This window comes from Sphingomonas panacis (genome assembly GCF_001717955.1).
In the GTDB taxonomy this organism is placed as follows: Bacteria; Pseudomonadota; Alphaproteobacteria; order Sphingomonadales; family Sphingomonadaceae; genus Sphingomonas; species Sphingomonas panacis.
Map to the genome: position 1 here is coordinate 2,316,443 of NZ_CP014168.1, position 19,870 is coordinate 2,336,312.

14 protein-coding genes are annotated in these 19,870 nt (G+C 64.2%); 7 read left to right on the plus strand and 7 right to left on the minus strand.

From position 1 onward, the window contains the following. The first annotated feature begins 320 nt into the window (after positions 1-320). The 3 genes from J0A91_RS10520 (at position 321) to J0A91_RS10530 (ending at position 5,356) form a co-directional block, all read left to right on the plus strand. Positions 321-1,559: an integrase gene (locus J0A91_RS10520; RefSeq protein WP_069204880.1), complete on the plus strand. Its 1,239-nt coding sequence runs from the start codon at positions 321-323 to the stop codon at positions 1,557-1,559. Between the two features lie 312 nt (positions 1,560-1,871). Next, complete coding sequence (locus J0A91_RS10525) at positions 1,872-3,932, plus strand: phosphocholine-specific phospholipase C (RefSeq protein ID WP_069204881.1); 2,061 nt, start codon at positions 1,872-1,874, stop codon at positions 3,930-3,932. Between the two features lie 65 nt (positions 3,933-3,997). Next, a complete protein-coding gene (locus J0A91_RS10530; protein WP_069204882.1) occupies positions 3,998-5,356 on the plus strand; it encodes a POT-type proton-dependent oligopeptide transporter in 1,359 nt (452 codons plus the stop codon). Here the strand turns inward: J0A91_RS10530 and J0A91_RS10535 are convergent. The 6 genes from J0A91_RS10535 to J0A91_RS10560 form a co-directional block, all read right to left on the minus strand. After that, a complete protein-coding gene (locus J0A91_RS10535) occupies positions 5,314-6,003 on the minus strand; it encodes a DeoR/GlpR family DNA-binding transcription regulator (RefSeq protein WP_240502259.1) in 690 nt (229 codons plus the stop codon). The genes J0A91_RS10530 and J0A91_RS10535 overlap by 43 nt on opposite strands. Positions 6,004-6,187: 184 nt before the next feature. Beyond that, positions 6,188-9,199: a TonB-dependent receptor gene (locus J0A91_RS10540; RefSeq protein ID WP_069204883.1), complete on the minus strand. Its 3,012-nt coding sequence runs from the start codon at positions 9,197-9,199 to the stop codon at positions 6,188-6,190. 586 nt (positions 9,200-9,785) lie between these two features. Further along, positions 9,786-10,979, minus strand: coding sequence for an IS91 family transposase (locus tag J0A91_RS10545; RefSeq protein ID WP_069204867.1), 1,194 nt, complete (start codon positions 10,977-10,979; stop codon positions 9,786-9,788). A 4-nt stretch (positions 10,980-10,983) separates the two neighbouring features. Beyond that, positions 10,984-11,889, minus strand: coding sequence for a tyrosine-type recombinase/integrase (locus tag J0A91_RS10550; RefSeq protein ID WP_069204866.1), 906 nt, complete (start codon positions 11,887-11,889; stop codon positions 10,984-10,986). 298 nt (positions 11,890-12,187) lie between these two features. After that, positions 12,188-13,135, minus strand: coding sequence for an alpha/beta hydrolase family protein (locus tag J0A91_RS10555; RefSeq protein ID WP_069204884.1), 948 nt, complete (start codon positions 13,133-13,135; stop codon positions 12,188-12,190). Position 13,136: 1 nt separating this feature from the next. Further along, positions 13,137-14,084, minus strand: a complete 948-nt coding sequence (locus tag J0A91_RS10560) for a zinc-dependent alcohol dehydrogenase family protein (protein ID WP_206365018.1) — start codon at positions 14,082-14,084, stop codon at positions 13,137-13,139. Between the two features lie 198 nt (positions 14,085-14,282). Between J0A91_RS10560 and J0A91_RS10565 the strand changes: the two genes are divergently transcribed. After that, positions 14,283-14,711 (plus strand): LysR family transcriptional regulator, encoded by a 429-nt coding sequence (locus J0A91_RS10565; protein ID WP_083224622.1) that lies wholly within the window; start codon positions 14,283-14,285, stop codon positions 14,709-14,711. 204 nt (positions 14,712-14,915) lie between these two features. Here J0A91_RS10565 and J0A91_RS10570 read toward each other — a convergent pair whose 3' ends face one another. After that, entirely contained in the window at positions 14,916-15,524 is a 609-nt protein-coding gene (locus J0A91_RS10570) for a TetR/AcrR family transcriptional regulator (protein ID WP_069204885.1), read from the minus strand. A 329-nt stretch (positions 15,525-15,853) separates the two neighbouring features. On the opposite strand from J0A91_RS10570, the gene J0A91_RS10575 reads away from it, so the two are divergent. The 3 genes from J0A91_RS10575 to J0A91_RS10585 all read left to right on the plus strand — a co-directional run bounded on the left by J0A91_RS10575 (position 15,854) and on the right by J0A91_RS10585 (position 19,841). Continuing rightward, positions 15,854-17,095: a metal-dependent hydrolase family protein gene (locus J0A91_RS10575; protein ID WP_069204886.1), complete on the plus strand. Its 1,242-nt coding sequence runs from the start codon at positions 15,854-15,856 to the stop codon at positions 17,093-17,095. 32 nt (positions 17,096-17,127) lie between these two features. After that, complete coding sequence (locus tag J0A91_RS10580; protein ID WP_069204887.1) at positions 17,128-18,534, plus strand: FAD-binding oxidoreductase; 1,407 nt, start codon at positions 17,128-17,130, stop codon at positions 18,532-18,534. An 83-nt stretch (positions 18,535-18,617) separates the two neighbouring features. After that, on the plus strand, positions 18,618-19,841 hold the full coding sequence (locus tag J0A91_RS10585; protein WP_169833127.1) for a spinster family MFS transporter: 1,224 nt from the start codon (positions 18,618-18,620) through the stop codon (positions 19,839-19,841). Positions 19,842-19,870: the final 29 nt, after the last annotated feature.

Sequence of the window (19,870 nt, forward strand, 5' to 3'; positions counted from 1 at the left end):
GCGGTTGGTGAAAGCGGACCGGCAGGATTCGGGATTACGGTCCGACCGCTTGAAAACAACGCTATAGCAATAACGCACTTCTGTTCATCTGCGGGAGGGGCTAATGCCGCTCAGTGTCGGAAAGAAAACGCCACGGTTTTAGAGATGTGATCTAATGAAGCCAGTCGTACTACTTGGTTCATGATTTTATATGCCGATATATCAGTATAAGTTGTATTTTTAGGTCGATATAGTGTCTGATAATTGCAGTTATCACATAAGCGAAATTGACGCCTTCTTATAAGGTGACGTACAAGCGGCGCTGAGGAGCGTGGCGCGTCGTGAGCATCGAAACCGCCTTGGAAGGGCAGAAAGCTGCTGTAGTGGCCGCGGAGGTTGCCCTGCCCGCTATCAGGGCGCCGGCCGACCTCGCTTGGACGATCGTGCAAATGCGCGCCGGGGAGCGCGTCACTGTGAACGAGGCGCTGATCGCCGCCTACCAGGCCGCCTCGTCGCCCCACAGCATCCGTGCGCTCAAAACTGATATCGAAGCGTTCGACGCCTGGTGCCGCCGCACGAACCGGATCGCGCTGCCGGCGACGGCCGAGACGGTGGCCGAATATCTCGATGCGCGGGCGGGGAAGGGGAGTCGGCCGGCCTCGTTATCCCGCTACAAGGCCTCGATCGCCAAGATCCACCAGCTGCTCGATCTGAAGGACCCGACGCCGGCGCCGCTGGTCAAGCTGCGTCTGGCGGCGGTTCGGCGGGAGAAGGGCGCAGCCCAGAAACAGGCGCGGCCGTTGCGGTTCAAAGGCCCGGTTCGCGATGTCGAGCGCGACCAGGCACGCGGGCTCAATATCCGCGCGCTGCTCGAGAGCTGCCCTGACGATGTGCCGGGGTTGCGCGATCGGGCGCTGCTGTCGGCCGCCTATGACACCGGACTGCGCGCCTCCGAGCTGGTCGCAGTTGCGATCGAGCATATCGAAGAGGCGATCGACCCCGAGGCGCGGCTGCTGCAGATCCTGCGCAGCAAAGGCGATCAGGACGGGGAGGGGGCGACCGCCTATCTCAGCCCGCGCACCGTCGCGGCGATCGCTGCTTGGACCGATGCTGCCGGGATCACGACAGGGCCGTTGTTCCGTCGGGTGCAGGTGCGGCGCTATAAAGCCCGTGCCGCGGTGCGCGGTCGGTCGATCGACAGCATCTCGGGCCGCGAGACCTGGGATCTGCGCAAGACGCTCCCCAAGCCTGCGGTCAAGGCGCGCGTCGAATACGACATTGGCAGCGTGGCGCTGCACCCGGGTTCGGTCGGACCCATCTTCCGCTCGATCATCCAACGCGCGTTTGACCGCGGCGCGCTGCCAGATCTGACGACTGAGGACGTGGCCCGGCTGCTCAAGGGGATCAGCGCGCATTCGACCCGGATCGGGCTCAACCAAGATCTGTTTGCGAGCGGCGAGGATCTCGCAGGGATTATGGATGCGCTGCGATGGAAGTCGCCGCGCATGCCGCTCGCCTATAACCGCAATCTGGCGGCCGAGCAGGGCGCTGCGGGCCGCCTAATGTCGAAGCTGGAATGACGGGGTCTGGGACTTTGCAGCCATTCGCGGATGAACCGTTGAACGTCGGATACGGGCAGAGGCGGACGTTCACGCGATGTACGCCGCTACGTCTCTGAACGACAAGGGTAGTCGATTCCGGTCGGTCAGGTTGAGGGAAGCGAGGTCGCTAGGACAGCAATACTTTAAACATGCTCGGAGACGCGAACTCAGGCAAACACGGTGATATTTTGATAAAAGACCGCAAAATATCATCACATTGCGCCAGCTCGTCATAAGCTTTGCACATATGATGGCTAGAGTGAGCGCGGTTTCAAATGGCTGGATGCAGGCGTGACAATCGATCGCAGGGTGTTTCTTCTCGGTGCGTCGGGCGCCGCAGCTTTTACGAATCAGCCCGCGACAGCGCTGCGCCGCTCCGCCGGGCGCGGCTCGATCCAGGATGTCGAGCATGTCGTGATTCTGATGCAGGAGAACCGCTCGTTCGATCATTATTTCGGCAGTTTGCGCGGCGTGCGCGGCTTTTCCGATCCGAGGCCCGTCACACTGCCGAGCGGCAAGCCGGTTTGGGCGCAACGCCGCGCCGACCGCGACGGCGGTCAGATCGCCTGGCCCTTCCGGCTCGACTACAATAGCAGCAACGCGCGGTGCTTTACGGGCCTCGACCATAGCTGGAAGGATAGCCAGACACGCTGGCGCAACTGGGACGTCTGGGCCGAGCAGAAAGGCCCGCTGACGATGGCGCACCTGACCCGTGCGGACATTCCCTATTATTACGCGCTTGCCGACCAGTTCACCATCTGCGACGCATATCATTGCTCGCTGCAGGGGCCGACCGGGCCAAACCGGCTCTTTCATTTCACCGGCACCAGCGGCCTCAGCGTCGGTCAGGCGGGCGAATATTGCGTCACCAATGGCGGCAGCGACGCCAATCCCGGCGCGGACATGGCGAAGGACGACGCGACCGAGGGGCTCCCCTGGCGCACCTATGCCGGGCGGCTGGAAGAGGCGGGCGTGTCGTGGCGGGTCTATCAGGAACTCGCCAATTATTCCGATAACCCGCTTGGCTATTTCAAGGAATTTCGCAAATTGGATCGTGCCTCGTCACGGTATCGGCGTGGGCGCGCGCATGTTGACTGGATCGACGGCGCCGCACCGCCGGACCCCGAGGCGACACAGGCGCGTCACCTGATCGCCGCCTTCGCCGCCGACGTGGCCGCCGATCGTCTGCCGCAGGTTTCCTGGATCGTGCCGATGATGCAGATGAGCGAGCATCCCGACGCGCCGGTCCCCTTCGGCGAGGTGCTGATCGCCAGCCTCGTTGCGGCACTGGCGGCCAACCCCAAGGTGTGGGCGAAGACGGCGTTCATTCTCAACTATGATGAGAATGACGGCTTTTTCGATCACATCCCAGCGCCCATGCCCGCCATCGCGCCGCGCTACGGTGCGAGCAACGTCGATGTTCGGGGCGAGACATATCAGGGCGAGCCGGTCGGGCTCGGCCCGCGCGTGCCGATGATGGTGATATCGCCCTGGACGCACGGCGGGTGGGTGAACTCGCAGATGTTCGATCATACCTCGGTGCTGCGCTTCCTCGAAAAGCGCTTCGGGGTGGTCGAGCCCAATATCTCGCCGTGGCGACGCGCGATCTGCGGCGACCTGACCTCGATGTTCGATTTCGACGTGTCGCACGAGGCGCGGCTCGACACGCGCTGGGCGAAGGCGCTGCCCTCGGTCGCCGGCTACATCGCCGAGACCGAGCAATTGTGTAAAAGCGGCCCGCCACCGACGATCGCCATCAGCACGGGTGTGCCCGTACAGGAGCCGGGCACCCGCCCCGCACGCGCGCTGCCGTATCGCTTCGCGGTCGAGCCAGGCTGGTCGAATGCCGGCTTGACGCTCCGCTTCGTCAATGACGGGATCGTCGGCATCGTGTTCGGCGTCCAGGATGAGATCGCCTTCCCCGGCTGGCGCTACTTCACCGTCGCGGCGGGTTCGCGGCTGGAGGAAGCGTGGCCGCTGCGTCGCGACCGGCCGCATGCGCTGGTCGTGCGCGGGCCGAACGGCTTCCAGCGCGAGTATCGCGGCGCCGGTGGTGCGGGGCGGATCGAGGCGGCGATCGTCTGGCGCGAGGATGGGCGAGGGGGCACACTGCACCTCGTAAACCGGGATGGGACGGCAACGATCGTGACGATGCGCTGCGCCCATACCGGCCGGCAGGAGCGGTTTTCCGTCACGACGGAGATGCTGCGCCCGCTCGGTCTTCCCGATCATCGCTGGTACGATCTGATGCTCACGGTGTCGGACGGCACCCGGCAGCGGCTCGCGGGGCATGTCGAGACGGGCGAGCCCAGCGTAAGCGAGCCCATTGTCGCGTATCCTCACCCGCTTTGAGCTTCGACTGTCATCACGCTGTTGCGAAGCGCGCCTAGCGCCCCCCGTTGGCGAGGGCGGGCAAGATGGGCGACGCGGTTTTTAACGACGGCACAGTGCTGGACCGACGCTTTCTGGCGCTGGCGATGATGGAATTCTGGGAGCGATTCGCCATGACCGGCGTGAAATCGCTGCTCGTGCTGATCCTGGTCGATCATGTGCTGGCCGGCGATCTGACGCGCGTGGCCGGGGCGACGGCGCTGCGCGACGCCAGTGTGGCGGTGTTCGGTCCGATCTCGACCACCGGCCTCGCGTCGCAGCTATACGGTTACGCCAACGCCCTGATCTATCTGTCGATCCCGCTCGGCGGGCTGGCTGGCGATCTCGCCGGTAGCCGACGGGTGATGGTGGCGAGCAGCGGGGCGGGCATGCTGCTCGGCCTCATGCTCATGCTCGGTAACGGCAGCTTTCTGATCGGTCTGCTTTTCTTCGCCATCGGCACCGGGCTGCTCAAGGGCAATCTCTCCGCTCAGGTCGGGCTGCTTTTCCACGACGAGGCGCAGCGGCGGCGCGCCTATACGGTCTATCTTGGCTTCCTCAACGCCGGTGTGATCTGCGGCCCCTTGGTGTGCGGTGCGCTCGAGGTGTTTGCGGGGCCGGCTTATGGTATCGGCGCTGCGGGGGTGGCGCTCGCCATCGGGCTGGTCTTCTATACGGGCAACGGTGAGGACGTCGCCGTTGGTCCGACAACCGCGAATCCAGCGTACCCGCCGGTCGGGCCGGCGGCCGCGACGGGCGTGCTGATCGTCGCGCTCGCCGCTGTTTACCTGTGCTTCGCGGCGTATGAGCAGCTCAACAATATCTTCCTGGTCTGGGCACGGTCGCATGTCGATCTGCGACTGGGCGGATGGGCGATTCCGGTGGCATGGCTGCTATCGTTCGACGGTGCCTTCACGCTGACTCTGGTTGCGGTATCGCACCTCACGACGCGCGCGCTGGAGCGGCGCGGCATCACCATCGGCGCGGCGGTGCAGGTGCTGCTCGGCGGGCTGTGTTGCTCGGCCGGCTATCTGGTGCTGACGATCGGCAGCCTGAGCGGCGGGACGTTGCCGCTGGCTTGGGCGATTGCTTACCTGCTCCTGATCGACGCCGCAGTGGTGCTGATCTGGTCCTCGTGCCTCAGCCTGATCGCAGGCGTCGCACCGCGCCGGCTGATCGGATTCTGGGTGGGGCTGTTCTACTTGCACGGCTTTTTCGCGAACCTGTGGGTCGGTCTCAGCGGGGTCTATTACGAACGGATGGGGACGCCGTCCTTCTGGCTTCTCCATGCCGGCGTGGCGGGTGCCGGCGCGCTGCTCGTGCTGGTCGTCGGATTTCCGCTGATGCGCGCGGTGCGCGCGCGTCAGGCGATCACCACCTCGGCATGCGCGAACGCACCGGCGTAATCCTCCGCCAGCGGCTCGTCCGTGACGAGGATATCGACATCGGTCAGCGCCGCCGTCTGGATCAACGCATATCGGCCGATCTTCGAACAATCGGCGGCGAGCAGCACCTGCTTCGAGGTGGCGTAAGCGATCCGGCTCATTGCCGCCTCACCGGGATGGAAATCCATCAGTCCCCGGTCGATGCTGATTCCGCCCACCGACAGGATGGCGAGATGCGGGGTGAAGCCGCGCACATAGTCCTGCGCGACATGGTCGGAAAAGGCGCGGTAATCGTAATCCATTTGTCCGCCGGCGAGGAACAGGCGGTTGTTGTTGATCCCGCCCAGGTCTTTGGCCACGTGCAGCGAATTGGTTATGACCGTCAGCGCGCGCCGATCGACGAGCTGACGCGCAATGAAGCAGCTCGTCGTACCCGAATCGATGAAGATGATCGCGCCGTCATCAATCAGTTCGGCGGCCGCGCGGCCGATGCGCAGCTTGGCGTCGGCATTCTCTTCCATGCGCTGATGGAGCGGCCCTTCATGCACCGGCGTCGCCATGCGTGCGCCGCCATGCTCGCGGATGATGACCCCGTGGTCCTCAAGCGCGCGCAGCTCTCGCCGGATCGTCTCGTCGGACACGGCGAGATCGTTCGCCAGCGCCGTCACTGATAAGGTCCGTCCGCTGCGCAGACGCGTGATGATCTCACGCTGGCGCTTTGATCTTTTCTCTATCGTCCCCTCCATCGCTCGCTTCCGCCGAGCCGGTTGCCCGGCGAGACATGCCCCGCGCCCGGTGATTTGCAACCGCCGGGATCGCTCGTTCAGAACGATCCCGGCGATGGCGAATGGCTCAGAAGCCGAGGCGCGCCGTCACCCGCACCGAACGCGGGCTCTGGTAATTGACCGGCGAGCGATAGTCGGTGTTCACCGATCCGTCGCCCTGTTCGCCGAAATTGTTATACGAGGTGACCGACTGGCTGTTGAACAGGTTGAACACGTCGAGCCGGACCGAGGCGTCCACGCCGCGTGGCAGCGGCAGGTGAACGATTGCGCTCACGTCGAACTGGGTAAGCCAGTCGCCGGTGAACGCGGTGCCGCGCGGGATGAGCTTGCCCTGACAATAATAGCCGTAGCCGTGATAGGTGTTGGCATAGGCATCGACGCTGAGTGGCACCGCGCCGATGCAGCTATAATGCGCCCCCGACTGCACGATCGCGTTGCCGCCGAGATCGAGGAAGTCGAACAGGCGGTAGCTGCCATATGCCTTGAAGCTGTGGCGGCGGTCGCTCGGCAGATACCCGTAAGCCCCGTTCTCGAAGCCGGGCGAGTCGAAGTCGGCGGTGCGGTTGATCGCCGCCTGCCCGTTCTCGGAGCGCACGCCGCCTTCGTAATTCCCCTTGTTGAAGGACAGCGTGTAGGAGGCCGCGAGGCTCCACTTTTTGTCGAAGCTGCGATCGAAGGTCAGCGTCAGCGCGTTGTAGTTGCGGCTCGGCGTGGGATAGCCGAGATCCTCCGCCTTCAGCGTCACGGTAGGGGTCGAGCCGTCAGGCAGCTTGTTGAGCTGCACGGTCACGTCACGACCGGGATTGGCGATGACGAACTGGTTGCCGCCCGAGAAGGTGGACTGGCAGGCCGCCCCCGCCATGCCCGCCGCCACGCAATATGCGCGCGCGGCGATGTCGATCGACATGTCCTCGATCACATTCTGGAGTTCGCGGTGCGTGAAATACGCGCCGATCCGGACATGGTCGCCGAACTGATGTTCGGCGCCGATGATGAACTCATTGTCCGACTGGGGCTTGATGTTGGTGGCGATTGCGCCCGCCGGGTTGAACGCCGATCCGTCCGCCGATAGCTCGCAATTCTTCACCTTGGTGTCCGGGCAGGCGGTGGTGTTGGCGACTGACAGGATGGGCGCACCCTCCACCGGAATGTTGCCCGCGCCGCTGGTGCCGTTGAACAGGTTGTACCGCGTGTAGGTGACGAGGCTGCCGGCAACGTTCAGATTGATGTCGCCCGCCATCGGCAGGTAATATTTCGCGTACGAACCGAAAACCTTCGTTCGCCCGTCCCCGAGCGGATCAAACGAAGCGCCAATGCGCGGCGCCCATTGGTTGCCCGATTCGAAGAACGACTTGCCGTTCACGCCCTGGTTGCTGAAGCGATCGTTGCGAAGGCCGAGATCGAACCGCAAGCGGTTGTCGAGCAGTGACCATTGATCCTGGATGTAATAGGCTTGGTTGCGGACGTGCGCCGTGCCATTCTGCGCGTAGACGCGCGTGGTATAATATTGCGTGCCGACCGGAAGGCCGATGCGCGCCGCTGAATCGGCGGTGACATTGTAGATCTTGTACGCGCCTGCACCGATCGTCTGGTAGGTCTGGACCTGCGTGTCCTTCTCGTTGTCATAGCCGAAACGGACGTGATGCGTCCCCAGCAGATGGAACTGAAGGTCGGCGTCGATGCGGTAGAATTCGCGCTTGTTGTCGGTCTGGCTGTAGGCGTCGGTTACTTTATTGGCGCCGATCTGGATGCCGGCAGGGTCACTGCGGTAATCGACGACCTGCGAATTAACGGTGTCGAGCGGCAGGTTGCCCGAGCGCAGCTTGTTGACGCCGTATGCGCCCGACAGCGTGAGCCACGGCGTGAACGTGCCCGTGTAGCGGCCGACATAATTGACGCCGCCCGCACGCGCATTGGTGCCCCCGGTCTCAGCGCCGCGTGTGTAGGTGGTGCGGTCCCAATTGTAGCTGCGGTTTAGCGTGTCGTCGGTGGTGTCGAAATAGGTGAACTCGAAATGATGGTCGCCGGTGATGTAGCCATCGACCTTGCCGCCCCAGAACGGGCTGCGGTTGGTCACGCCGGTCGAGTTGTTCTGGTTGTTCGATGGCGTGAACGCGCGGATGTCACGGAAATTGTAGAGGCCGTAGACGAACAGGTGATCTTTGATGATCGGCCCGCTCGCCTGGAGGATCAGTTCCTGCCGGCTGGCGCGGGCATGCGCGTAATCGGTGGTACGGGTCGAGGGCGAACTGTCGCGCAGCGCGTCAGGCTCGGTGATGCCGGTGACGCTGGCATGATATTCGTTCGAGCCGGACTTGGTGGTGGCGACGACATAGCCGCCGGTCGCGCGACCGAATTCGGCCGGGGCGCCGCCGGTCTTGACCTCGACGGTCTGGTAGAAGTCGAAGGGCACTTCAGTCGGCTGGCCGCCCGAGACGAAATCGGTGACGTTCAGGCCGTTGATGTAGAAGGCGTTTTCGGTGAAAGCCGCGCCCGCGATCGAGACCTGGTTGGCGAAGCCGCCGTTCGACGGCGACGATCCCTGCACCGTGCCCGGCGTCAGCAGCATCACGTCGCGCAAGCTACGGCCGATCGGCACGCGTTGCGTCAGCGAGCCGAGGTTGATCGTGCTGCCGACCGTCGTATCCTGGAAATCGGCGACGCGCTGACGCGAACCCGTGACGACGATATCGCCGTTCTGCGACGCGGCAACGAGGTGGAACGTGTTCGCGCCGCCGGTCTCGCGAGTCAGCGGGATGCCGCGCTCGGTGTAGGTCGAATAACCCTCGGCGGTTATGGTGACGTCGTAATTGCCCGGCGATAGCTGCGGGATCGTATAGGCGCCCGCGCCGTCGGTCATCGCGGTGCGGCTGACGCCTCTATCCGATGAGGTGATCTTCACCTCGGCATTCGTGATTGGCGCGCCGTCCTGGCCGGTCACGCGGCCGGAGGCGACAATGTTGGTGTAATCCTGCGCGTGGGCGGCGGGCGTGGCGATGGCGACGACGGACACCGTTGAGCCGAGCATCAACAGCGCGCGCACGGCGGCGCGCGACGAACGTCGCGTGGAGCGGAACATGGAAACCCCCTTGGTGAAGCGAAAGCCGTGACGCGGTTCAATTGCGTCCCGGGAGCGCCGTTAGGAGAGATTGTTGGACTTTTTGTGACAAATCGCCAAAAATCGCACAGATTGAGCGCGGCTCCGGCCTATGCTTCACCGGGGAAAATGAATCTGCGCCGGATTCTGGTAACGTCGTCTACCGTGATAATCGACAGCAACAGGTGCTTTTCCGACGGACGGGCTGCTGAGCAAACGGCAGCTCCCGTCGGGAGCAGACCTTCTCGTCTAGATCCAGAAATGACCTGAAGTGTGAAGGGTTTCGGGCGCTTGCGTACGAAAGCCTCCAGTGCAGGAACCCGCGGGCCCCACGCGCTGGTCTATGGGTAAAGCGGCTTTTGGGTGGTTCTGACGGGTAAGCGATGCCGATCCGGAAGTGTCGGTTCTGGCCGGATCAACGTGACTTTGTGCGGCGTCAGAGTGCGGACGGTGGTGGTTTTGCTGGTCGGTGCGTGCTGCGCTGGGCTGGATTGCGGAATGGGCATGCACTGGGTCATCGGCCAGGACGCCGTGGGCGCGACCGTCGTGCAGCCTGAGCCATGCCGGATCATGGCGCATTCCCCCGGATTGGCGATGCCGATGATGGCGGCGCGCGGGGCTGGCACCAGCGGGCGAAGGCCTCGATGATGGTCATGTGCCCGCCGCAACATGGGCATGGCGGGCGATGGTCGGGAGGTTCGTCGGGTTCGGGCTCCTCGACCGGTACAGCAACGCCCAGCAGCCTGCGGGCCAGCGCCACGGTGTCCTTGTGGGTCGAACTGGCGAGCAGGCCGTAATGCCGGATGCGGTGGAAGCCGCGCGGCAGAACGTGGATCAGGAAGCGGCGGACGAACTCGCCGCTCGCCAGCGTCATGACCTGCTGGCGTTCAGCAGCAGGGCGGCGATAGTCCTTGTAGCGGAACGTCACGCCGGCCTCGTCGAAGCCGATGAGCCGCCGGTTCGAGATGGCAACGCGGTGCGTGTAGCGCGAGAGATAGGCCAGCACCGCCTGCGGCCCGGCGAAGGGTGGTTTGGCATAGACCACCCAGCGCTTCTTACGGATGGGCGACAGATGCCGCAGGAAGGTCTTACGCGAGGCCAGGCCTGCCAAGGCGTTGAAGAAGGCCAGCTTGCCGGCGTCGAACAACGCCAGCAAGCGTGTGAGGAACAGCCGGCGGAACAACGCACCCAGCACGCGCACTGGTAACAGGAAGGCCGGGCGCGACGAGATCCAGCGCGTGCCATCGAGCGCGATGCCGCCGCCGGGCACGATCATGTGCACATGTGGGTGGTGAGTCAGCGCCGATCCCCAGGTGTGCAAGACAGCAGTGATGCCGATCCGCGCACCAAGGTGCTTGGGATCGGCGGCGATGGTCAGCATCGTATCCGCAGCAGCGCGGAAGAGCAGGTCATAGACCACCGCCTTGTTCTGCCACGCGATGTCGGCGATCTCGGCGGGCAGCGTGAAGACGACATGGAAGTAGCCAACCGGTAATAGATCGGCCTCGCGCGCGGCCAGCCAGGTGCGCGCGGCGGCGCCCTGACATTTGGGACAATGCCGGTTGCGGCAGGAGTTGTAGGCGATACGCCAGTGCCCACAGTCGTCGCAGGCCTCGACGTGACCGCCCAGCGCGGCGGTGCGGCAGTTCTCGATGGCCGTCATGACCTTGAGCTGGCCGAGGCTGAGATGCCCGGCATGGGCCGCCCGATAGGCGGGCCCGGCGCTGCGGAAGATATCGGCGACCTCGATTGAGGCGCGCACCGGTTCAACCGGGAGGGGCCCTGCCTTCCATCACGGCCACGATCTGGTCGAGCGGGCTGGCCACCGCCCGCATCGTCTTGCTCGAGACCTGGGTGTAGATGCCGGTCGTGTTGATGTTCACGTGTCCCAGCAGGACTTGGATGACCCGGATATCGACACCCTGCTCGAGCAGGTGAGTGGCAAACGAATGCCGCAATGTGTGCGGGCTTACCCGCTTGTGGATCTCGGCGCGCTCGGCCGCTTCCTGCACGACGCGGTGCAACTGGCGGGCCGAGATCGGATCCGTGCCATTGCGACCGGGGAACAGCCAGCCATGGGGTAACATCACACCGCGCCGCTTGCCTTCGCGCCACCATTGACGGAGCAAGTCCAGCAAATGCGGTGAGAGCATGGCGTTGCGGTCCTTGCGTCCCTTGCCCTGCTCGACGCGGATCATCATCCGGGTGCTGTCGATGTCATCGACCTTGAGATGGGCAACCTCCGAGACCCGCAGGCCCGCGCCATAGGCCACGCTGAGGGCCGCTTTGTATTTGATGCCTGGCGCAGCCTCGAGCAGCCGCGCTGTCTCCTCGACGCTCAAGACCACACGCAGCTTGGGCATGCAGCGAACAACGACGAGCCCCAGCGCCATCTCCGGGCGCTTGAGGGTTATCCCGAACAGGAACCGCAGTGCCGAAACGCCCCCATTGATCGTGGCCGGCCCCACGGCGCGCTCGTGCTGGTCGACCTGATAACGCCGCAGGTCTTCCATTGTGGCCGTATCCGGCGGACGGCCCAGGAACGCGGCGAAGCTCCGAACATGCCGGATATAGTCCTTCTGTGTGTGCGCCCCGAAGCCACGCATCGTCATGTCCTGCAACATCCGCTCACGCAGCGAATGGGGCGGAGCAGCGGTCGTGATAGCATCCATGGTAAGTTCCTCTCCGTTGAAGGAACTCCACAGTCGGCGGGCGACGCCGCCTCGCCGAAAGCCTCACAAATACTACGCTACGTCATCCCAAGCGACCCTCCCGCGGAGCGGGTTCGTGCTCTGGTCGGTACCTGCCCTGCGCATCAGCACGTCGACCCATCCCCGGTCACTTACAGGCTCTTTCGCCCCCCCAAATTCGGCCGCTTGTTCACGTCGCGGGAGGCAGTCTGAGCTAGAAATTTGGGACATTCCTGCCCTCCAGCCACCCCCTCCGAGCGGCTGTTTCAGCCGGATATGGTCATCTTCCGATGATGCCTTTGGCCTTCCCCAGTGGTGTAGCCTCCATCGCAAGGGCTTCGCATGCCGAAGACCACGCGGTCGCGTCGTCAAGCAGTTGGCTCTGCAGATACGCCAGAGTCATCCGCTGAATCAGGGCGACGCGGGCCGGATTTTCGTCGGTCGCTTCCGTCACCGCATAGCCCGATATGCCACCCAGCATATGCTCGGCGCCGAATAGCGTCAGCAACGCCTTCCTGCCGGGACTGAGACGATACGGGTCGGCGAACCAGTCGGGGCCGCGCGTCGTCAACGGTGACTGGTCCGCATCGCCCGCGACAACCAAAGCAGGCGTCGCCATGTGGTCGAAGCCGGAGTTCAAATATGGGGTGATCTCCCGTCCCAAGGGGCTCAGGTCCACTCCACCGTGCCCCCCGGAGGCGAGCAATATTCCGGCTTTGATCCGTCGATCCGACATGTCTTCGCCTTCGCCATCAGGCCCCAGCATCCGCGCACCGAGCAGCATGCTCGTGGTCTGCCCCCCGAACGAATGCCCAGATGCCGCCACCAAGCCGTGATCGACACGGCCTTCCAGCCCAGGCACCCACTGCGTGACCGCGTCCAGATCGTCCAGGATGCGCTTCATGTCCTCGACACGGGTGCGCCAGATGAGCGGTCGTCGCGGATCGTCTTGCGCCAGCCCAAGCCGCTTCGCATCGAGATGAGTCGGCTGGACCACGACGAAGCCGTGCGCGGCCCAATAATCGGCCAGCGGCGCATAGCCGTCCATCGACGAGCCATAGCCGTGCGAGAAGATGATGATAGGCAGGTTATCGCCGGTCGCGGGGGCGGAGATCCGCACCTGGATGTCCTCGCCCCGGCCGGGCGCCAGCAGCCTGATCGCCCGAGCCGACAGGACTGGTGCTGGCGCGCTCATGTTCGCGTCCCGCCAGCTTGCGTGTTCCTCCATTTCAGATGCTCCCGTCCTGATTGGTCCGGTCGGACATCTCGATCACGATCTTGCCGAACGGTCCCGTGTCGAGGCGGTCCAGCGCGTCCGGCAGGCCGGAAAGCGGGAAGCGGCTGTCGATCACTGGTTCCATGCGGACACGCTCAACCGCGCGCACCATGTCCTCGAACGCACGGCGATGGCCGGTGGCGATGCCGTGGATCGTCACGTCCTTCATCATCAGGGGCATGGCGGGCGACGACAGGTCGAAACCGTCGAGCGCGCCGATCTGATAGATGCGACCGCCGACGGCCGCCGCTTGCGCGGATAGGCCGAGATGAGCGCCGCCGACGGTCTCCACTATATGGTCTGCACCACGATCACCGGTGAGTGCGTACAGCGCATCGAGCTCATCTGTCCGATGCCGGTCGATAATTTGATCTGCGCCAAGCGCCCGTGCGTGGTCGCCTTTTTCCGGACTGCAGGACAAGATCGCCGTCGCCCCATGCATCTTTGCGAACTGGAGTGCGAACAGCGCCACGCCGCCCGTCCCCCGTATCAGCACCGTGTCACCCGCCCGGATCCGGCCGCGCTCGACGAGCGCGAACCAGGCGGTGAGCGCGGCACAGGGAAGCGTGCTCGCCTGTACATCGTCGAGTGTCGCCGGCGCCGCGATCAGCCAGTGGTCGGGTAGCACGACATAGTCGGCGAGTACGCCGGCGAAGAAACCGCCAAGCGTGCGATACACCGGCGTCCGGGCCGTCCCCGCGCGAAGGCCGTCGATCCATTCTGGCGTGAAGCAGGAGATCACGCGATCACCGATAGCAAAGCGTTCTACGCCCTCGCCCGTTGCCACGATCCGCCCCGCCAGGTCGGAGCCGGGGGTGAACGGGAAGGAGAGCGGCAGGCCGCGCCCGCTTTCGATGACCATTTTGTCGCGATGGTTGAGCGCCACCGCGCCGACCGCCACCAGCACTTCGTGCCGGCCAGGGACCGGGATCGGCCGCTCGCGTAAGGCAAGCCGGTCACGGCCGATCCCATCCATTTCCCAGCGTCGCATCGTGCGCATCATCATTCCTCTTCGGCTCGTTGGAAGAGATATGGTTCATTCGCGCGGAGTGTATAATGCGTTCGATTCAGCACGGGCCGTTGAAAGGGAATCACCAATATGCGGGGCGCGGAGTTTGCCGAGCTGATGGCGTTCATGGCGATCGCCGAGGAGCGCAGCTTCCGCAGCGCGGCGCGGCGGCTGAACATGTCGCCTTCCGCGCTCAGCCACAGCATGCGATCGCTCGAACAGCGTCTCGGCGCCCGGCTGCTCCACCGCACGACCCGCAGCGTGGCGCCGACCGAGGCAGGGCAGGCCTTGCTCGATCGGCTCGGAGCGCCGATCGCCGAAGTGATTGATGCCGTCCGAGATGTCGGCGCCTTTCAGCAGCAGCCACGCGGACTGGTACGGATCAACATGCCGCGCGCCGCCGCCCAATTGATCGTGATGCCGAAGCTGGCGCAGTTCCGCGCGGATTATCCCGAAATACGGTTGGAGCTGGTCATTGACGACAGCATGTGGATAAGCGTCGAAGCGGGATCCCATTAAAATCCTGCTAAATATCTGTTAAAGCCAATAAAGGTGGCGTTAGAGGGGGGCCCAATCGGCGCCGATCGGGACCCTTTGAGAAATCATATTCCTCCGCGCTTTCAAATGGTTGCGCTGAGAAGGAACGGGGTCCCGCTTCGATGCTTATCTGCAACTTACCTGCCTCCGCCGTGATCAGCTTGTCGCCCACGACGCCGACTGAGTTCAAGGGAGAGACGGGAGATATTTCAGCTCGCCCCCACGGAAGCCGGTCAGGATGCGATAGTAGAGCTCGCCAAGCTCTTCACGCCGCTTGTGCGACTCCCGCATGCCCATGGCGTAGTAGCCAACTTGGTGGAAATAGGTGATCCGGGCACGAACGAAGGCCTCGTCGAGGTCGTAGCCGGCGTCAACGAACAGGTGCTTGAGCGCCTCGATCCGTAGGTCGTCGATCTCGCGGACGGCCTTGGCGACCTTGGGCGACACACGCGACCAGCCCCGGACCGCCGCATCGAAATCGGGATCGTAGTCCTGCTCGTCGATCCACAAGCGCATCAGGGCGCGAAAGCGTTCGGCCGGGGAACCCGGCCCGTTTAGCGCGTTGACAATCGGCTGATGATTGGTTTGGCGCCAATGGTCGATCAGCGCGTCGAGTATGCCTTGCAGGCTCTTGAAGCGATAGTAGAAGCCGCCGCGCGTAACGCCCGCCTTTTTTGCGAGGCGATCGATTTTCACTCCGGCGATACCTTCCTGGATCAAGGTCGTCTTGGCGACGCTGATCCACTCCTCGCTGGAGAGACCTCGCTCGGCGGTGCTTTTCGGCACTATCGGCATTGCTGTGATCGCTTCATGACGTCAACACACTAGCGTCTTTAAAATCGTGACGCCAGCGCGCGAAACGCGGCGGAAACGCCTTGGTCGCGGCGCCGTGAAGCCACGTCGGTACAGAATTGTATTGTATGACTCGCGGGAGTGGCGAGCGCCCGATGAAGTGCAGCTGAGTGAGGTGCCACCAGCGCCTTCCCGCCCGGCGCGCCCGGCGCGCCCGCGCTACGTAGGGTACATAGTTGACATGTCAACGCAATGCGTGACATCACATCGACAAGGGAGGCGCCGCCCTTTGACCGTTCCGGTCGAGAAGGCTGGCCGAGGGCGCAGCGCAAATGACTCAAGTGGTTTTCGAGAACGCGCGTATTTTCGACGGGTATTCTGCCGATTGCGCCGAAGGCATGTCGGTTCTGATCGAAAACGGCACGATCCGGGAAGTTTCCGACCGCCCGATCAAGGCCGACGGTGCGCAACGGATCAACGTTGCCGGCAAGACCTTGATGCCCGGACTCATCGACTGCCACATCCACGCCTATTTCTCCGACCTCAACGCCAAGGTCGTGGATGGCCGCGATGCGCCCTATCGGACGGCGCACGCGGTCAAGAAACTCGGCCATGCGCTCGATTGCGGCTTCACCACGGTCCGGGATATCGGTGGGGGTGACTTCCCGTTGGCGGCGGCCGTCGCCGACGGACTGATCCGCGGGCCGCGGTTCTTTTATGCCGGTAAGGTCTTATCGATGACTGGCGGCCACGTCGACTACCGGACGCCCACCGAGCAGCATCATACCCACGGCTATTGTTCCTGCGGTTCGATGAACTGGGGCGGCGTCGTGGTCGACGGCGTCGACGCGTGCATCAAGGCGGCGCGCGAGGAGCTTCGCCGCGGCGCGCATTGCATCAAGATCACCGCGTCGGGCGGGGTGATGTCGCCCAGCGACCCGATGTGGATGAACCAGTTCCGCGAGGACGAGATCCGCGCGATCGTCAACGAAGCCGTTGAGCGACGAACCTATGTCTCGGCGCACTGCCATCCGGTCAGCGCCATCCGCCGCTCGGTCGAGTTCGGGGTCCGCTGCATCGAACATGCGACCCTGATTGACGCCGAGACCGCCGGGTGGGTCGCCGAGCGCGGCGCCTATGTTGTTCCGACGATGTCGGTGATCTTCGTCAGCATGGAGGTCGGCGCAAAGCTGGGCATGGCGGCCGACAGCATAGTCAAGCTGAAGGTCGCCGCTGATGCCGCAATCCAGGGTCTCCAGTACATGCGCGATGCCGGCGTGAAGCTTGGCTACGGCACCGACCTGCTCGGCTCGACCTACGATCAGCAATGCCGCGAGTTCGAGTTCCGCTCGGAGGTCTTCACGCCGCTCGAAATGCTGCGCCAGGCAACGTCGATGGGCGCGGAGATCTTGATGCAGGACGGCAAGCTCGGCTGCGTTACCCCCGGAGCCCATGCCGACCTGATCGTCGTCGATGGCGATCCGCTGAAGGACATCGGGTTGCTTGCGGCGGATGGCCGAAAGCTCGATGCGATCATGCGGGCCGGCGAGATCGTGAAGAACCGACTGGATTGAAACCGGCCCGCGCCGGCATTGGAGTGACGACGATGAACGCTGTCGTAGAGATCTCACCCGGTTCCGGCTTGCCGGCCGCGGCGCGCGCGGCGCTCGACGATCGGCTGGGCGCACGCGTGAGCTACGCGGAGGGGATATGCTCGCAGCACGCCCAGAGCGAAACCCACTTCCCGTCACGCCTGCCGGACGCAGTAGTCTTCGCCGAAAGCACTGAGGAGGTGATCTTCGTCGTTCGACTGTGCGCCGAACATGGGGTCAAGCTCACCGCTTTCGGTGCTGGCACCTCGATCGAGGGGAGCGCTCTGCCGATCTTCGGCGGCATCTCGCTCGACATGAGCCGGATGAACCGCATCCTCGACGTCAACGCCGACGACTTTGACGTCACTGTCGAGGCTGGCGTGACCCGGATCGCGTTGAACAATCATCTCCGCGATCAGGGTCTGTTCTTTCCCGTCGATCCCGGCGCGGACGCGACGATCGGCGGTATGGCCTCGACGCGCGCGTCGGGAACGAACGCCGTCCGCTACGGCACCATGCGCGAGGCGGTGCTATCCCTGCGCGTGGTGACCGCCGACGGCCGCGAAATCCGTACCGCGCGCCGGGCGCGCAAATCCGCCGCCGGCTACGACCTCACCCACCTGTTCGTTGGCGCCGAGGGAACCCTTGGCATCATCACCGAGGTGACGCTTCGCCTTCACCCGATCCCGGAGGTGATCTCTTCGGCGGTTTGCAGCTTCGAGACCATCGAAGGCGCGGCGACGACGGTGATTCAGGCGATCCAGCTTGGCATCCCGCTCGCCCGCGCGGAGATCCTCGACGATATCCAGATGCGCGCGGTCAATCTCTGGTCGAAGCTGGACTATCCTGAAAAGACCACTCTGTTCTTCGAATTCCACGGGTCGCAAGCCTCGGTCGACGAGCAGGTCGCGCTCGTCGAAGAACTGAGCAGCGGCAATGGGGGCGGCGCATTCGCCTGGTCGTCGCTTCCCGAGGAGCGCTCCCGGCTGTGGAAGGCGCGGCATGAAGCCTATTACGCCACGCTGGGCCTGCGTCCGGGATCGTCCGGCTGGGCGACTGACGTGTGCGTCCCGATCGGCCGGCTCGCCGACTGCATCTCCGAGACGAAGCACGATCTGGCGACCTGCTCGGTGCCGGCGACGATCTGCGGCCATGTCGGCGACGGCAATTTCCATGTCCTATTCGCGCTCGATCCTGACACGCCGGCGGAATGGGAAGAGGTCGAAGCGTTGAACGCCCGCCTGATCGCGCGGGCACTGGCGATGGACGGGACATGCACCGGCGAGCACGGCATCGGCATCGGTAAGCAGGCCGCTCTCATCGACGAGCTCGGTGAGGGGGTGGATCTCATGCGCCACATCAAACGCGCCCTCGACCCGCACGGGATGTTCAATCCCGGCAAAATCTTCGCGCCGAATTGATGACCGGCGACCCCTCGAGCTCCACCGGCCCGCACGGTCGGCCGCAGCCATGGCAGCTCTTTTCGTCGCGCCAGCGCTGGACGATGCTCGCCGTGCTGTTCCTGGTCTCCACGGTCAGCAATATCGATCGCCAAATCATGACGGTCGCGATCGAGCCGATCAAAGCCGAGTTTCATGCCACAGACACCCAGATGGGGCTGCTGACGGGCGCCGCTTTCGCGCTGTTCTACGCGACGCTGGGCCTGCCGATCGCCCGATTGGCCGATCGCGGCAATCGCAAACTAATAATCGCGATTTCGATCACCTTTTGGAGCCTCATGACCGCAATCTGCGGCGCGGTGCAGACTTTCGCTCAGATGTTCTTCGCCCGCCTCGCGGTCGGGGGTGGGGAAGCAGGAGCGCTGCCGACCTCGCAGAGCCTGATCGCCGATTATTTCCCGCCGGAGTCGCGGGGCAAGGCGATCGGCATTTTCGCCATGGCGGGGGTGGCGGGCTATGCGGCGGCGCTAATAGGCGGCGCGCAGATCGCCAGCCGGTTCGGTTGGCGCGCCATGTTCGTGACCTTCGGCCTATCCAGCCTGCTGATCGCGGTCATCGTCAGCCGGAGCCTGCGGGAGCCGCGGACCATGGTGCCGCGGACGACCGATCGGGCCGTTGGCGAGCGCACTGACCCATCGATCCGAGCGCTAGCCCACAAACCCAGTTTCCTGTGGCAGATCGCCGGCGGCGGGTTTTACGGTATTGTCAGCTACGGCGCGCTGATCTTCGTCGTCTCGCATCTGGTTCGCAGTTTTGGGTTGCCGCTTGCTCAGGCCGGAACGGTCTACGGTTCGATCTCGACGGTCACTGCGATCGTCGGGGCGCTCGCTGGCGGGTATCTGACCGACCGCCTAGGACGTCGCAGCCCCGCCGCAGTGCCCATGCTGACCGGGTTGCTGATGATCGCGGCGCTGCCCGCCTACGTCCTGGCGCTGCTGACCCACGACTTCATGATCTTCGCCATCACGGCGCTGATCGGCGGCTGTCTGATCTTCTGCGCGGGACCTTCTCTTTTCGCCGGTATCCATATGGTTTGCGGATCGCGGCGCCGCGCGACGGCGATCGCGCTGCTCTATCTGGTGATGAACTCGGTCGGCCTGGGCGGCGGACCAGCGCTGACCGGCGTACTCAGCGACGCTTTCGGCGCGCACCAGGGTTCGGCGATGGGTTTGCGCATCGCGATGCTGATCGCCTTTGCGGCTCTGCTGCCGGGCGGCGCCTGCTTCATCATCGCCTCCCGGACGATGACGGCGGATGTCGAGGCCTAGCCTGCATGCGGCCGATCGCACATGATATA